Consider the following 13,789-nt stretch of genomic DNA (forward strand, 5'->3'; position numbering starts at 1 on the left):
ATGGGATGGCTTCAAATCGTAATGATGGTTGCTGCAATGGTACTTTCAGAGAAGCAAGCTAGCCAACAACGTAAGCATCAAAAGAAGCAATTAGCGGCACAAGAAGCACGCTCGGAAGAGCAGAAGAAACTTCAAATTAAGCAGGAGAAGAAAGCTCTTGAAAGGCGGCAAGCTCAACTTCGTGCGAAGATGGGAGCTTCAGGAACAGGTTACGGCGGCGGATCTTCGGATGCGATTTTAGATGGAATGCGTAAACAGTCGCGGGAAAATTTACTTACAATTTCTACAGAGCATCAAATGAATAAAGAAATTGGACGTTTGAACGCTACGGATGGCGTGAATGAAGGTTTGAAAAAAGCCCAGAGATATTTGGGGTATGCGGAACAACTTAGTAATTCTCAGATAGGAAATTAAATGACAGACATACCAAGAGAAAGGTTAATGGCGACTGAAGACATAAAAAACAATTTTGTCAGCAGTTTTAAAACGCTTTCTAAAGATCATGTAAATATTGAGTTTCTTGGAGGCATTGAAAGGTTTCCGACAGTCACTTTAACTGCGGATGGGCGTGCCTTAGTAAAGTTTGAAACTGATTTAGTGCCAGGAGATGAATTTATTCTTTATCGGGAAACGGAAATTGATTCTTCTGATATTTATGTTGAGGGGCAGCCATTAAGATCTGCAAGCTTAAACGCTGAACATAATCGTACTTCTATGTTGCTTGAAGAAATGAAGATGCGGGTAATGGATACTATTCATAAGCCGGAGCATGGGGATGACAGTGTTTTAACTTTACCCAAAATTGAGGAGAGAAAGAATAAATTTCTATATTTTGATGAGGATGGGAATGTAAAAACATCTGCATCAGGTAGCGAATGGGTTGCAGGTTTAGAGCAGCTGCAGAATGAAATTGAAGATGCAATTCAAGCTTCCAAAGACCATGTTGCCGCTTTGGAGCTTCCGTTAACCGGGGATAAAATTGCTAGTCAGTCAATTACTCAAGACAAAATTGATCCAAGTGTGAGGTTGGGAGGGCTTTCCGTTGGTGAAGATTCTCTTATTCGCCTCAATGCGAATGTGATTGAAGAAGATGTCATTATTGAAGAATATCATAATGGTATGTCGGCTGGCCCAATTACTATTAAGTCGAAAAATGACTTACTTAAGTCAGAGGATTTAACTGATAATACAGTCTGGAGTTTAACCGAAGCATCTGTGTCTATTGAAGATATACCAAAACCTATCCAGCTGAGTGTTGTTAATAAACTAAAATCTTCATCTTCAATTATGACCCGTCATTATATTGATCAAGTTTACTCACGATCAACGTCGCTGGGAAATGTATATGTGCTATCTATTTTTGCTAAACAAGCTGAACTAGATTCATTGCGTTTAGCTTTGAGAACAAATGATGTCCATTCAGTAAGTGAGAGTGAGTATTTATCATATGCAGATTTTGATTTATCGGATCGCGTTATTAAGGAAGAAGTACAGGTTATGAGCTCAGGTCTACAGGATCTGGGGGATGGTTGGTATCGATGTTGGTTTATTAGTAACCCTCAATCTGTAGTGGAAAATTTAAAAATAACCGTTTATCTCTTGGACAAAGATGGAAATGCAAACTTTACCGATATTGATAGTGGCGGGTTATATGTATCCGGTGTACAGCTTTTAGAGGATGCTCAGTTGAAACCTTATATTAGAAGCAATGAAGAGTTCCCTGGATATACAGTTACTGTAAACGGAGCCTGGAGTATTGTGTAATGACTGGTTCATTGAGAGTTGATAATGTATCAGCAAGGAATGGAAAGCCAACAAATCTTGTTGGTCAATCTGCAGCAAAAGTAGTCCTCTCGTTACAAGATTATGACACTATTTTGTATAGTTTAAATGTCTCTGGTACGACTGACAATGGTATAGGCCGGTATGGTGTCTCCTTTTTAATCCCATTGTCAGGTGAATGGGCAAGCGCAACTTCAGATAGAAGTGCGCCTAGAAATGGATGTGTTGTTAGTCGTACCGTATATGATTGTGAGATTAGAACATATAATTCTTCTGCAGATTGGGCACATGGAGCGCCGGATTTGATAATTTTTGGAGATTTGGCATGAGCGAAATTAAAGTGGACAAAGTTTCGAAATGCGATGGTTCTCAAGGGGTTCTGATGGATTATTTGATCCATGGTACGAATAAAGCATGGTCAAACATTGACGCCGGCTCGGGTATTACCGTGAGAGATAGCTTCAACACTTCCGGTGTCATAGAGCATGGGGATGGACAATATAGTTATAATTTTACACATGTGTTTAGATCATCCGATTATGTTCTCGCAGGTATGCCAAGCCTTGAAGTTACAAATGGTGCTACAACTTCTATTCACTATGGAGCTACTCCTCCAACCGCAGCAAGTGTACGCCTAATAAATACCAACACTAATAACGGTTTAACTGATCATCGATATGCAACAATGAGTGTTATGGGGGAGTTGGTATGAGTAATTTGATTGTTCAAAAGATTAATGGAAGTGAATATGTCTTACCTTTAGGAGTGGGGCAGTCATGGTATGATATGACTGCGGAACGTAACGCTGGAGTAACGTATACAAACACAACAGGACGTACTCTTGTCGTAGCATTGACTTTTAGTATTGGATCGCATGGCAAAGCCTATGCATATGTTGATGATCTCTTAGTGGCAAGTTCGCGAATTTATGATGGTGTTGCTGGGGCTCATCAATTTGCATGCTCTTTCTTAGTGCCCAATGGTTCCACTTATAGAACTACAAATTTTGCAGTTTTTTGGTCGGAGTTAAGATAATGAGATATTTTAAAGATGCTAAAGGTAATGTATTTGCGTATGAAAGTGACGGTTCGCAAGATAAGTTGATCCAAGCTGATATGTTAGAAATTTCTTTTGAGGAGATGAAGGATCTTCAGCGAACAAAGATGGAATCAGAAATAGAAATGCTATCCTATTCTGACAAGCGTCGTAGAGAGTATCCTGAAATCACCTCTTATTTAGATGCTATAGTTAAGAATGATCAAGCTCAAATGGATGCATATGTGAAAGCATGTAGAGCCGTAAAACAGAAATACCCAAAACCATGATGAATCTTTTTGAGCGCCTGTTATGGGCTAAAGAGAACCTATCCCCTTATCACTCACAATATACTATAGTGTATGAAGATGATTTAAATGATGCATGTGCAATTATGTATCCTGACCCAAACTGGATGGCATCTGCATTATATGGAGGCATTCTGCCACCAGTTGAAGCCTACCAAAAATTGGAGAGTATTGATGGAAAAATCACGAATGGCCATATTCTGCATGATCATGTAATCCCTGCTATGAGTGAAGAAGAGGCTATCGAGTATCTTATTCAAAAAGATATTCCGCCTCGAATATGGAGAGGGGATTTAAGGAATCGTCAAAAGTTCAAAATTTGTAAACGGGATCAGATCCCCTTAAATCGAAATTATAGAAATGCTTGGAGTCTTATTGCATGACAAAATCTTACATTCAAATCAAAGCCGATATAGTTGAAAATGCCTTGGTCGATAAACCGGATAGTCGAATTTTTCGAGAAGCATGGCAACTAGAAGGAGATGTGATTTCTGTAGATATGATTAAAGCTAGAGAGATTCAACGAAACAGATTAAGAAAAGCGCGTGTATCGGCTTTAGAAATTTTAGATGCTGAATTTATGAAAGCTTTAGAAAAAGGTGAGGCAACTTCTTCGATTGCAGCTAAGAAGCAGAAGCTTCGTGATATGCCCTCGGACAAACGTTTAATGGATGCTGAAACGCCTGAAGAATTGGAATTATTAACTCTGGATTATCTGATGAATAATTAACGGAACAAAAAGTGAATATTTATAATGAGAGAAATGTTAAACGATGCAGAAAAATCTCTGCTGAGAGAAGCGAGACGTGTGGACCAGCTAACAAAGCAGATTCAAGAAGAAGCGAAATGTAGAATCTTGGAAAAGGTTCCTGAGTATAAACAGCGAAATCTGCTAATGACTGCTTTTCAGCTTTTGATACATCTCAAACAGGCTGGGCAACTCACTAATTTAGAAAAGAAACTCTGGTTAGAAGTACAAAATGAGTGGCAACAGATAGATGCGATTCGACAAATATCGAATGAGCTAGAACGTAGAGCTGAGGAGGGGAAGTTACCGCGTAACTGGCGAGACGACATCTGCTGGGGATAGTTTTAATGCAGGATTGAAGGAGATTTTAGTGCCTAAAGAGGAAACTGGAAAATCGTCAATGGAGGCTATTAATACAGGCTTACATTGCACAAATGAACTAAAATTACGTCTGGCAGATCGCTTGCCTGAAATGTTGTCCTTGGCTTTGGAAGCTTATGATTTGATCACTAGTCAACCGATACCTGAAGATCCAAGAGTTTTTACCGCACAACAAGGAGGTGCAAAAGCCGCGCTAACTCATATGGAAGTACTGTTGAAATTGGCACAATCAACAATGATCCAGTCGGATGTGGAGGGTAAAAAAAGAGAAAGTGACAATGAGTTATCGTCTCTATTGAAACGCGCAAAGAAAGCTGTTCGTGAAACTCAGGACATTTCCGAAGAAGGAGATGAGATTGGAGGAGAGGTTTCATGAGGCTCTCCTCTAATTCACAAAAGCGAATTACTATTACATTTACGGAATTCGTTTGGATTTGGAATGAGATACAGGGGCAAGGAACTCCCGATATTCATTGCCGTATGGCACATTGGTTAAATGTAAGATGGAGACAAAAAGACCAACGCCTATTATTAATGGCTTTCCGTGCGGCAGGTAAGTCCACAATTATTGGATTGTTTTGTGCTTGGATTTTATATCTCAATCCTAATTTAAGGATAATGATCTTAGCTGCCGAGCAGTCTTTAGCGATAAAAATGGTACGTAATGTGAAGCGTATTATTGAACGTCATCCCTTAACTCAAGAGCTTAAACCATCTCGCCCTGATCAATGGGCTTCAGATAGATTTACATTAAAGCGATCAATAGAATTACGTGATCCGTCAATGATGGCTAAGGGTATTCAAGCAAATATGACAGGGAGCCGGGCGGATATCGTTATTTGCGACGATGTCGAAGTGCCAAATACATGTGATACGGTACCAAAACGCGAAGATCTACGTCAACGATTATCAGAAATTGATTATATTCTTACACCAGATGGAACACAACTTTATGTTGGAACACCTCATAGTTATTTCACCATTTATGCAGATGTTGCACGTAAAGAAGCCGGAGAGGATTTTCCATTTCTCAACGGATTTAAACGATTAAAAATCCCAATCTATAACGTCAAGGGAGAAGCGAGCTGGCCTGAAAGATTTGGGTTGTCTGAAATAGCAAATTTGAAGCGTAGACAAGGTCCGAACAAGTTTAAGAGCCAAATGATGTTAGACCCCGTTAGTATTAATGGAGGGCGTTTAGATTTGGATAAACTAGGCAGCTATGCTGATGAATTGAACTACGAAGAACGTAATGGCCAAGATATTCTGTTACTTAAACAGCGGAGGATGATTTCAGCGAGTTGCTGGTGGGATCCAGCTTATGGGACCCCAGTGAGAGGAGATCATTCAGTAATTGCATGTGTATTTACGGATGAAGAAGGTAGGTATTGGCTTCATCGATTGAAATATCTTCGAACAGATACAAACGCTGAGCTGGATGAGGCGCGTCAGCAATGTAATCAAGTTTTACATTTCGTACGTGAATTGCATTTGCCAAGTGTGACAATTGAAACGAATGGAATAGGTAAGTTTTTACCTGGGTTACTGCGAGCTGTTTTCAGAGAAAATGGATGTAGAACAGCTGTCTTGGAGCATCATTCAACAGTGAATAAAGACAAACGCTTAATGGAAGCATTTGATTCTGTGCTAGCTGCAGGTCAGTTAAAAGCACATAAATCAGTCTGGAAAACGTCTTTTATAACAGAGATGCGTGAGTGGAAACCAGGGCAGAATAGAACTGGCGTGGATGATGGATTGGACGCAGTAGCAGGATGCTTGTTGAGCGAACCAGTACGTTTAAATCGTTATATGTTTGAAGCAGACAGTAAGTTGCAAAAGCATAAGCAACCGCGATGGCAAGGCGGCGGGCAGCAACATCAGGCACATACACAATTTGAAATTTAGGAAGGTTAGAATATGGAGGAAACCTCTATGGGAATAGATATTATTTGGTGGATTACCGCTGTGGAATTGCCAGCACTGGCGGCATTATTCTGGATGAATTGGAGAAGTCGAGAAGAGTTAGATAATCGCATGGATGAATTGGATCAACGTGTTTCAATATCAATCGCGCAAGCGAGGGAAAGTTTAGCCGCCTATAAATTAGAGGTCGCCAAAAGTTATGTAACAATTTCTTATCTAAAAGATGTCGAACGTCGATTAACTGGGCATTTGTTGCGAATTGAATCCAAGCTTACTCATCATCCAGCTGAGGGTAAGTAAAATGTTGTGTAAATCTGTGAAATCTAAGCCTTTAAAAATTTTAAATAATGAAGAGGTCGATGTTTTAGCCCGAACGATTTGGGGCGAAGCGCGTGGGGAGCAACTTTCAGGAATGGAGGCTGTCGCATCATGTGTCATGAACCGAGTTGCAAAATCTCAAGCGCGTGGCGGGCATTGGTGGGGGAACAATGTTGTGGATGTCTGTAAGAAACCTTATCAGTTTTCATGTTGGAACAAAGATGACCCTAATCTAACGAAGATGTTGGAGGTCAACGAAGAAGATAAAGTTTTTGCATCTGCTAAACGCATCGCCAAGCGTGCTTTACGAGGTTCTTTAGCCGATAGTACGAATGGAGCTACCCACTATCATGCCGCTCAAATATTACCTTGGTGGGCCAAGGGACGTACTCCAATTGCAGGAATTGGCCGTCATAAATTTTATAAAAATATCGGATAGGAGATAGCATCATGATCCCTTTACTATCGGCACTAACACCTTTGATAGGAAATGTTTTGGATCGGGTGTTACCTGATCAAGTTGAAAGAGATAAAGTAAAGGTAGAATTAGAAACAGCACTTCTGTCCCATGCGGCAGATATTGAAAGAGCAGCAGCTTCAGTTGTTATTGCAGAGGCAAAAGGAGAAAGTTGGTTACAACGAAACTGGCGTCCTATGTTGATGGTGTTGTTTGGATATATCGTGGCTCATAACTATGTAATCGCCCCGGTTTTTAGTGTGGCTTCTGTGGTGATGCCAGACCATTTATGGGAACTTCTAAAGATAGGTGTTGGTGGATATATTGTGAGCCGAGGTGCTGAAAAGGGAATAAGTCTTTGGAAAGAGAAATAAGAAGTTTCTCATGACATATAGATGTGACCTGCCATAATAAAGTTTCTAGATACTGAGAGAGTTCACGATATGTCATTTTATAAAAGTTTAGGCCTTTCATATCCTTTGATTCAAGCTCCTATGTTAGGAATACAAGGAAGTGCGATGGCAATTGCTTGCAGTGAAGCGGGAGCTTTGGGGTCGCTTCCTTGTGCGATGTTAAATGCTGAAAAACTGGAAGAAGAATTAGTAACTATCAAGGGGGCAACTTCTAAACCAGTTAATGTGAATTTTTTTGTTCATGAAGACCCTGCTCCTAATGCTAGTCGTGACGTTAAATGGCGGGAAACGCTTGCGCCATATTTCAATGAAGTTGGTCTAAATTCAGCGGAAGTTAAAGCAGGGCCTGGCCGTGCTCCATTTAGTAGCGACATGGCTGATGTCTTGGAAAAATTTAAACCGGAAGTGGTTAGTTTTCATTTCGGCTTGCCATCATCTGAATTATTGCAAAGGGTTCGATCTTGGGGCGCGCGAATTCTATCTTCTGCCACGACGGTTGAAGAAGCTGTTTTTTTGGCGGATCAGAGTGTAGATGCGGTTATTGCCCAGGGACTTGAAGCCGGTGGTCATCGTGGGCATTTTTTATCTGATGACATAACTAAACAGCTGGGTGTTTTTTCTTTGCTCCCTCAAATTAAGCAAGCAATAGACCTACCCGTTATTGCCGCAGGGGGGATTGCATCGCCTAAAGAGGTGAAGGCAATGTTGGAACTTGGTGCGGATATGGTACAAGTGGGGACAAGTTATATGCTTTGCGATGAAGCAAACACGATTTCCTTACATAGGGAGGCACTTAAATCTAGCGATGCTCAACATACAGCACTTACAAATTTATTTTCGGGGAGACCTGCCCGAGGTATTGTAAATAGACTGATGCGTGAACTTGGCCCGATGAGTGAATTACCACCTGAATTCCCGCTTGCGGGAGGGCTTATTGGTCCGTTAAAAGCAGCTGCTGAGAAGCAAGGTATCCATGACTTTTCCTCTCTTTGGGCAGGCCAAAATACAACTGGTTGTAAAGAGGTTTCAGCAGTAGATATGACAAAGTGGTTGGTTTCAGAAATATAGATTCCCTTTGCTTGTTAATGTTGGACAAGCTATGTATAGCGCCAATAGATACTATCAATTTATGGGAAACTAAATCATGGCGACGATCTATCATCTGGCAGATAAAACTTGCTGGATAAAACAAGCTGAAGAAGGTGTTTATACCGGTCGTGAAGAAGATTTAGGAGATGGTTTCCTCCACTTTTCAAATAAAGAGCAAATTATAAAATCTGCTGCGGTGCATAAAGCGGGTAATCCTGATTTAGTCCTACTGGCGGTGGATGAAAGCATGTTGGGTGATGAACTGAAATGGGAAGAATCTCGTGGCGGTGCATTATTTCCTCATCTATATGGTGAATTACAGCTAGAAGCGGTGGTTTGGGCAACGCCTCTTGCGCTTGATGATCAAGGTCTTCATATTTTCCCCGAAATGGATGATTAATAATCTAAACGAGATGAATGGATAGACCATGTCTGTATTAGCTGATTTTGCATTACCGTTTTTACGCTGTCTTGATCCCGAAAAGGCACATAATATGACATTGGCGGCTTTAAAAATGGGATTAGGGCCAAAGGCATTTGCAGATGAAGATGGACGCTTAGTGACTAAGGTCTGGGATATGTATTTCCCAAACCCTATCGGATTATCGGCCGGGTTTGATAAAAATGCAGAAGTTGCTGATGCTATGTTGGAAACGGGGCTTGGTTTTGTTGAAGTGGGTTCTATCACTCCGAAGGCACAAGATGGAAATCCAAAGCCACGTATTTTCCGTTTGCCGAAGGATGGCGGCGTTATTAACCGCCTCGGTTTTAATAACAAAGGGATGCAAGTCGCGGCCAAAAATTTAGCGCATCGCCATGGGAACGGTATTGTTGGCGTTAATCTTGGTAAAAATAAAACGACGGAAGATGCTGCGTCGGATTATGCAATTGGTGCAGAAAAACTTTCCCCATTCGCGGATTATTTGGTGATTAATGTTTCTTCACCAAATACGCCGGGCTTGCGCGCATTACAGGATAAAACGGAGCTGGCCAATTTGGTTGCAGCGACTCTAGAAGCACGTGATAAAGCGATGGGGGAAAAACGAAAGCCGCCATTGTTGGTGAAAATTGCGCCGGATTTGAATGATGATGATTTGAGCGATATTGCAAGCCTTGCGCTCGAGATGAATATCGATGGATTGATTATTTCCAACACAACCATTTCGCGTCCAGACACTTTAAAAGATAAGAAAACCGCAGAAGAGACAGGTGGTTTAAGTGGTAAGCCATTAATGGAACTATCTACCGAAGTTCTAGCGGATGTTTATAAACGTACAGATGGTAAGATTCCGTTGATTGGCGTTGGCGGGGTCGCATCAGGTCAAGATGCATATTTAAAAATTAGAGCGGGAGCCTCTCTAGTTCAGTTATACTCAGCACTTGTTTATCATGGGCCAAGTTTGATACCGCGTATCAAGCGTGAGTTATCTGAATGTTTGGCTAGGGACGGGTTTGAAAATGTTGGCCAAGCTGTGGGTGCAGACCATAGATAGGTATTATGCCTCTAGTCAAATTGGGGCGACTCAGGCTAAACCCTTTTTAGTGAAGTATTTAACTTGTTTCACAATTGGGGTTTTTATCTGGCAGGTGGATCGATGCAGCAGATCTTTATTATTATAGGGTATTTGTTACTTTCCCTGACCTTAGGCATTGCCTTGCCAACTTTTATGGCAACAGTGTCATTGGGTGAAGGTATTACAGTTGGCATTTTAGTTGCCGCTGTATCCGGTCTGGTCCATGAAAATATCCATCGCCGCCAAATTGAAGCAACACAAGCACGCCACTTACTTCTTCTTAAAAAAGCGTATGATAAAACCAAGTTGGAATTGCTTGATATCCGCAATGACATGTTGGTTTTTGATCAAGAAGAGAAAGTTGATCCTATATCTGAAGAGGTTGCAGCACTTCCAAAAAGCAAACCTGCAATTAAACGTGCTAGACCTGCTGCGGCCATCTCAAATACACAAGAACCAGCCGTATCGGAAAATGTTGAGGTGCCGTCTTTCCTAGCTGGAAATCATGAAACTCCTGAAGAGGAGAGCTATGAGGAAAAATATTACGAAGAAGATGGCATAGAAGAAGGCGAAGAAGAGCCTCATTGGTTAGATGCCTTAGAGGCCGGAGAAGATTCTGACTTTGAGGATGAAGGCTACGAAGAAGAATATGACGAGGAAGATGAACTTCCCCAAGAAACCGAAGATGAACGCCGTCAAGCCATGGCGAAGGAAGTTGAAGTTCTCCAAGGTCTTGTAGACAAACTATATTCTGAAGGGTTACCTCCACAAGTTAAAGATCGTGCTGTCGAAGAAGATAGTGGTGATGATATTTATGAGGATGGTACGCCGCGTATCAAACCGCATGTGGAACTTGATGAATCCTTACTTCCAATCGTTCGTGAGGCGCTAGAAGCTAAACGTCTGGACGCGCATCTACAGCCTATCCATACATTGCCGCAACGCAAGCGCCGCTTCTTTGAAGCTTTTGGTCGATTGCGTTCTAAGGATGGCGAGTTACTAGTACCAGAACGCATCCAGATGTTGATGGATGAAGATGGGCTTAACCCGACTGCTGATACATTGCTGCTCTATCGTTGCGCACAAATTTTGAAGCAGAATGGCGGGCTTGAATTTGATCGTGCGATTTTCTGTAACGTATCGCCGGCAACCTTGTCTGATGTTTCTTTCTTGCGTGATTTTTCTGAATATATGGAAAAACGACGTACGTTGGCACGCAGTTTGGTTCTGGAACTTGATCATGAAACCATCGATCCATTATTGGATGACTTACGTGAACCTATGGGACGTTTAGCTGGTATTGGATTACGTTTCGCGCTGGACAATGTACGTGACTTCAATCTGGATGCAATGGCTATGGGGCGATCCCATATTAGTTATGTAAAACTGGATAGCCCGACTGTCTTGGCACTCATTAAACGCATCGGTGATGCACGTTTCCAGCATATGAAAGCTAATCTTGAGAAAGAGAATATTGAGCTGATTGGTAATCATATCGCATCGGAACGTATGTTGATGGATGTAATGGATTTGGGCATTGAATATGGGCAGGGCATCTTGTTTGGAGAGGCTAAACCCGTTAAAGACCCTTCTAGCGGCTTACGAATTGCCTAAGCCTTTTCTGTTTCTTTGAGTTTTGAAAGTAGAAATGTGATGCCTGCACATGTAACCAGTAAGATGATTTCTGGTTTATCAGAAATTGTTGATGAATTTGATTTGTTCCTCATTGATCAATGGGGGGTCTTGCATAATGGTGAGACTGCACATGAAGGTGCTGTTGAAGCCATGGAAGAATTACGTAAGGTTGATGGTAAAACAATAGTCATTCTTTCAAACTCTGGTAAGCGCGTAGATGATTCTTATGACCGTATGGAAGGCATGGGTATCCATAAAGGTCTGTATGATCATGTGGTGACATCGGGCGAACTTTGCCATCGTAATTTTATGGCTAAATCCGATCCTATATTTGCTTCGTTAGGTGCGAAAACGCTACCTTTCACTTGGAATGATGACAATCTTGCCATTCTTGATGGAACAGGCAAGGAGGTTGTTAAAACAGCAGAAGAAGCAGATTTTATTCTATGCACAGGCACAAATGAAGGCGATCTAGATTATTATCGTCCCTATTTACGGGTCGCGCTGGAAAAGAAGTTGCCATTGATATGCGTGAACCCGGATTTAGTAAGTGTTGCGCCGGATGGCACCTTAAACATGTGTCCGGGGCAGGTAGCGTTGGAATATGAAAATATGGGCGGCACAGTACGTTGGCATGGTAAGCCTCAAGAGGAGACTTATGAATATTGTAAGTCCCTTGCACCGAATGCAAAACGTATTGTGGGGATTGGTGATTCATTAGCCCATGACATCGAAGGCGCGCATATTGCAGGTGGTGAAGGCTTGTTCATTTGTGGCGGCATTCATGGTGATGAATTAGGTCATCCACCGCAACAAGTTAAAATCGATGCGCTGACAGCTAAGCGTGGTATCGTACCTAAATATTCAAGTTATAGATTTGTTTGGTAATATGTGCATGACAAGGCGTAGATAGTTTCTACGCCTTTTGTTCAAGCCTGACTAATTAGGTCTTTAGAAACTATATCCTGAATAGCATCGGCTAGCTTTTTATAATCATCCATTTCGTTGTAGATATAGGCGCAAATTCGTATCCAGATTTTGCCATTGATGATTTTAGGTTCTACTTCCACTTGATATTCATTTCGCAAAATGAGGCGGATATTATTCACATTCTCTAACGTGGCTTTATCTTTCCCCGGCCAGGCAAATGTTGTCATAAAGCCCGTCATATTATCCGGGGCGCCGCGTTCTACACCTAAAACTGTGCTTAGGTGATTGGCCGCTTTGATGATCAAATCCTGACAATAGTTGGCGATTTTGTCTTCCCCGAAGCGAGCGCGAAATTGAATGGCAGCTGTAATAGATAGGTAAGGGGAAAAATCTTTCGTACCTGGCCAATCAAACGCGGCTGTATAGCCATCACTGATAAAGTTACTGATCGTTGTCGGGCGAACGCGCGCTTGCAAATCTTGATGCGTCCAGAGGAAAGCTGAGCCACGTGGGGAGCCAAGCCATTTATGCGCATTTCCCACATACCAGCTACATCCCATTTTTTCGATTTCTAGATTGACCTGCCCGGGTGCATGAGCGCCATCAACCAATGTTGGAATAGCGCGATCACTGCATTCATCCAAAATAGTTTGTAATGGCAAAGTAAGGCCTGTTAGAGATGTGATATGATCAATGACAACCAAACGTGTGCGTGGTGATAATCGGTCAGTGATAGCATCCACAGCATCATCCCGATCTTCGATTGGGAACGGAATGTTAGCGATATGTAATCGTGCCCCTGCACGTTCACAAATGAATTCCAAAGTTCGCAAGACAGTGTCATGTGCGTGGTTACTTGTAACCACTTCGTCACCCGGGAGAAGCACTAATGAGCGTAAAACAGCATTAATTGCGGTGGAGGCATTATCTACGAAAACGATATCGTCTCCTTGGGCACCAACGTAATTTCCAAGAAAGTTCGCTGTTTTTCGTAAGTTGGGACGTAAGATTTCACGGATAAATTCAGATGGCTGTCTTTCCATTATCATGCGCCAATTATTGGCAACCTCATGAACATCTTTCGCAAGAGCACCAAAAGCCCCATGGTTCAGATATGTTATGTCAGGCTCTAACAGCCAATAGTCACGGACAGTATGTCCTGTTGCGGTGATAGGTTTATCATGGTCACGCAGAGCGGGTGTTTCCGACATTTAAATCCCTTGCTTCGATACCGATTTTTTTTGATTATTTGATTA

General features: G+C 41.8%; 20 protein-coding genes. 19 read left to right on the forward strand and 1 reads right to left on the reverse strand.

Annotated features, from left to right (window positions below; translation table 11 throughout):
• The 19 genes from ACOQOA_RS12660 to ACOQOA_RS12750 all read left to right on the forward strand — a co-directional run bounded on the left by ACOQOA_RS12660 (position 1) and on the right by ACOQOA_RS12750 (position 12,491).
• Positions 1-414 carry a hypothetical protein gene (locus tag ACOQOA_RS12660; protein ID WP_420548985.1) on the forward strand — a complete coding sequence of 138 codons (414 nt, stop codon included), beginning with the start codon at positions 1-3 and terminating at the stop codon, positions 412-414.
• The gene (locus ACOQOA_RS12665; RefSeq protein ID WP_420548986.1) at positions 415-1,764 is read left to right on the forward strand and encodes a phage head spike fiber domain-containing protein; all 1,350 of its coding nucleotides are present in this window, start codon (positions 415-417) and stop codon (positions 1,762-1,764) included.
• A complete protein-coding gene (locus ACOQOA_RS12670) occupies positions 1,764-2,111 on the forward strand; it encodes a hypothetical protein (protein ID WP_420548987.1) in 348 nt (115 codons plus the stop codon). Before ACOQOA_RS12665 ends, ACOQOA_RS12670 begins: the two co-directional genes overlap by 1 nt.
• On the forward strand, positions 2,108-2,494 hold the full coding sequence (locus tag ACOQOA_RS12675) for a hypothetical protein (RefSeq protein ID WP_420548988.1): 387 nt from the start codon (positions 2,108-2,110) through the stop codon (positions 2,492-2,494). Before ACOQOA_RS12670 ends, ACOQOA_RS12675 begins: the two co-directional genes overlap by 4 nt.
• Positions 2,491-2,817, forward strand: a complete 327-nt coding sequence (locus ACOQOA_RS12680) for a hypothetical protein (RefSeq protein WP_420548989.1) — start codon at positions 2,491-2,493, stop codon at positions 2,815-2,817. The genes ACOQOA_RS12675 and ACOQOA_RS12680 overlap by 4 nt, the downstream gene beginning before the upstream one ends.
• Positions 2,817-3,107 carry a hypothetical protein gene (locus tag ACOQOA_RS12685; RefSeq protein WP_420548990.1) on the forward strand — a complete coding sequence of 97 codons (291 nt, stop codon included), beginning with the start codon at positions 2,817-2,819 and terminating at the stop codon, positions 3,105-3,107. The genes ACOQOA_RS12680 and ACOQOA_RS12685 overlap by 1 nt, the downstream gene beginning before the upstream one ends.
• Positions 3,104-3,508 carry a hypothetical protein gene (locus tag ACOQOA_RS12690; protein WP_420548991.1) on the forward strand — a complete coding sequence of 135 codons (405 nt, stop codon included), beginning with the start codon at positions 3,104-3,106 and terminating at the stop codon, positions 3,506-3,508. Before ACOQOA_RS12685 ends, ACOQOA_RS12690 begins: the two co-directional genes overlap by 4 nt.
• Positions 3,505-3,855 carry a hypothetical protein gene (locus tag ACOQOA_RS12695; RefSeq protein ID WP_420548992.1) on the forward strand — a complete coding sequence of 117 codons (351 nt, stop codon included), beginning with the start codon at positions 3,505-3,507 and terminating at the stop codon, positions 3,853-3,855. Before ACOQOA_RS12690 ends, ACOQOA_RS12695 begins: the two co-directional genes overlap by 4 nt.
• A gap of 33 nt (positions 3,856-3,888) precedes the next feature.
• Positions 3,889-4,215 carry a hypothetical protein gene (locus ACOQOA_RS12700; RefSeq protein ID WP_420548993.1) on the forward strand — a complete coding sequence of 109 codons (327 nt, stop codon included), beginning with the start codon at positions 3,889-3,891 and terminating at the stop codon, positions 4,213-4,215.
• Positions 4,216-4,243: 28 nt separating this feature from the next.
• Entirely contained in the window at positions 4,244-4,630 is a 387-nt protein-coding gene (locus ACOQOA_RS12705; protein ID WP_420548994.1) for a hypothetical protein, read from the forward strand.
• Positions 4,627-6,159: a phage terminase large subunit gene (terL, locus tag ACOQOA_RS12710; RefSeq protein WP_420548995.1), complete on the forward strand. Its 1,533-nt coding sequence runs from the start codon at positions 4,627-4,629 to the stop codon at positions 6,157-6,159. Before ACOQOA_RS12705 ends, terL begins: the two co-directional genes overlap by 4 nt.
• Before the next feature lie 27 nt (positions 6,160-6,186).
• Positions 6,187-6,477, forward strand: a complete 291-nt coding sequence (locus ACOQOA_RS12715; RefSeq protein WP_420548996.1) for a hypothetical protein — start codon at positions 6,187-6,189, stop codon at positions 6,475-6,477.
• Position 6,478: 1 nt separating this feature from the next.
• Positions 6,479-6,934 (forward strand): cell wall hydrolase, encoded by a 456-nt coding sequence (locus ACOQOA_RS12720; protein WP_420548997.1) that lies wholly within the window; start codon positions 6,479-6,481, stop codon positions 6,932-6,934.
• Between the two features lie 11 nt (positions 6,935-6,945).
• Positions 6,946-7,326, forward strand: a complete 381-nt coding sequence (locus ACOQOA_RS12725; RefSeq protein WP_420548998.1) for a 3TM-type holin — start codon at positions 6,946-6,948, stop codon at positions 7,324-7,326.
• Between the two features lie 36 nt (positions 7,327-7,362).
• Complete coding sequence (locus ACOQOA_RS12730; RefSeq protein ID WP_420550109.1) at positions 7,363-8,433, forward strand: NAD(P)H-dependent flavin oxidoreductase; 1,071 nt, start codon at positions 7,363-7,365, stop codon at positions 8,431-8,433.
• Between the two features lie 76 nt (positions 8,434-8,509).
• Complete coding sequence (locus ACOQOA_RS12735; protein WP_420548999.1) at positions 8,510-8,854, forward strand: DUF952 domain-containing protein; 345 nt, start codon at positions 8,510-8,512, stop codon at positions 8,852-8,854.
• 28 nt (positions 8,855-8,882) lie between these two features.
• The gene (locus ACOQOA_RS12740) at positions 8,883-9,947 is read left to right on the forward strand and encodes a quinone-dependent dihydroorotate dehydrogenase (RefSeq protein WP_420549000.1); all 1,065 of its coding nucleotides are present in this window, start codon (positions 8,883-8,885) and stop codon (positions 9,945-9,947) included.
• Between the two features lie 102 nt (positions 9,948-10,049).
• Positions 10,050-11,582: an EAL domain-containing protein gene (locus tag ACOQOA_RS12745; RefSeq protein WP_420549001.1), complete on the forward strand. Its 1,533-nt coding sequence runs from the start codon at positions 10,050-10,052 to the stop codon at positions 11,580-11,582.
• 39 nt (positions 11,583-11,621) lie between these two features.
• Positions 11,622-12,491 carry a TIGR01459 family HAD-type hydrolase gene (locus tag ACOQOA_RS12750; protein WP_420549002.1) on the forward strand — a complete coding sequence of 290 codons (870 nt, stop codon included), beginning with the start codon at positions 11,622-11,624 and terminating at the stop codon, positions 12,489-12,491.
• A 41-nt stretch (positions 12,492-12,532) separates the two neighbouring features.
• Here the strand turns inward: ACOQOA_RS12750 and ACOQOA_RS12755 are convergent, their stop codons facing one another.
• Entirely contained in the window at positions 12,533-13,744 is a 1,212-nt protein-coding gene (locus ACOQOA_RS12755) for an aminotransferase class V-fold PLP-dependent enzyme (protein WP_420549003.1), read from the reverse strand.
• Positions 13,745-13,789 lie beyond the last annotated feature (45 nt).

The organism is Curvivirga sp. (genome assembly GCF_965219885.1).
In the GTDB taxonomy this organism is placed as follows: domain Bacteria; phylum Pseudomonadota; class Alphaproteobacteria; order UBA8366; family Aestuariispiraceae; genus Curvivirga.

Bases quoted from the DNA above. Each gene is read 5' to 3' on its own strand.
- ACOQOA_RS12660 (WP_420548985.1), top strand. From the start codon at position 1: ATGGGATGGCTTCAAATCGTAATGATGGTTGCTGCAATGGTACTTTCA.
- ACOQOA_RS12665 (WP_420548986.1), top strand. From the start codon at position 415: ATGACAGACATACCAAGAGAAAGGTTAATGGCGACTGAAGACATAAAA.
- ACOQOA_RS12670 (WP_420548987.1), top strand. From the start codon at position 1,764: ATGACTGGTTCATTGAGAGTTGATAATGTATCAGCAAGGAATGGAAAG.
- ACOQOA_RS12675 (WP_420548988.1), top strand. From the start codon at position 2,108: ATGAGCGAAATTAAAGTGGACAAAGTTTCGAAATGCGATGGTTCTCAA.
- ACOQOA_RS12680 (WP_420548989.1), top strand. From the start codon at position 2,491: ATGAGTAATTTGATTGTTCAAAAGATTAATGGAAGTGAATATGTCTTA.
- ACOQOA_RS12685 (WP_420548990.1), top strand. From the start codon at position 2,817: ATGAGATATTTTAAAGATGCTAAAGGTAATGTATTTGCGTATGAAAGT.
- ACOQOA_RS12690 (WP_420548991.1), top strand. From the start codon at position 3,104: ATGATGAATCTTTTTGAGCGCCTGTTATGGGCTAAAGAGAACCTATCC.
- ACOQOA_RS12695 (WP_420548992.1), top strand. From the start codon at position 3,505: ATGACAAAATCTTACATTCAAATCAAAGCCGATATAGTTGAAAATGCC.
- ACOQOA_RS12700 (WP_420548993.1), top strand. From the start codon at position 3,889: ATGTTAAACGATGCAGAAAAATCTCTGCTGAGAGAAGCGAGACGTGTG.
- terL (WP_420548995.1), top strand. From the start codon at position 4,627: ATGAGGCTCTCCTCTAATTCACAAAAGCGAATTACTATTACATTTACG.
- ACOQOA_RS12715 (WP_420548996.1), top strand. From the start codon at position 6,187: ATGGGAATAGATATTATTTGGTGGATTACCGCTGTGGAATTGCCAGCA.
- ACOQOA_RS12720 (WP_420548997.1), top strand. From the start codon at position 6,479: ATGTTGTGTAAATCTGTGAAATCTAAGCCTTTAAAAATTTTAAATAAT.
- ACOQOA_RS12725 (WP_420548998.1), top strand. From the start codon at position 6,946: ATGATCCCTTTACTATCGGCACTAACACCTTTGATAGGAAATGTTTTG.
- ACOQOA_RS12735 (WP_420548999.1), top strand. From the start codon at position 8,510: ATGGCGACGATCTATCATCTGGCAGATAAAACTTGCTGGATAAAACAA.
- ACOQOA_RS12740 (WP_420549000.1), top strand. From the start codon at position 8,883: ATGTCTGTATTAGCTGATTTTGCATTACCGTTTTTACGCTGTCTTGAT.
- ACOQOA_RS12745 (WP_420549001.1), top strand. From the start codon at position 10,050: ATGCAGCAGATCTTTATTATTATAGGGTATTTGTTACTTTCCCTGACC.
- ACOQOA_RS12750 (WP_420549002.1), top strand. From the start codon at position 11,622: ATGCCTGCACATGTAACCAGTAAGATGATTTCTGGTTTATCAGAAATT.
- ACOQOA_RS12755 (WP_420549003.1), bottom strand. From the start codon at position 13,744: ATGTCGGAAACACCCGCTCTGCGTGACCATGATAAACCTATCACCGCA.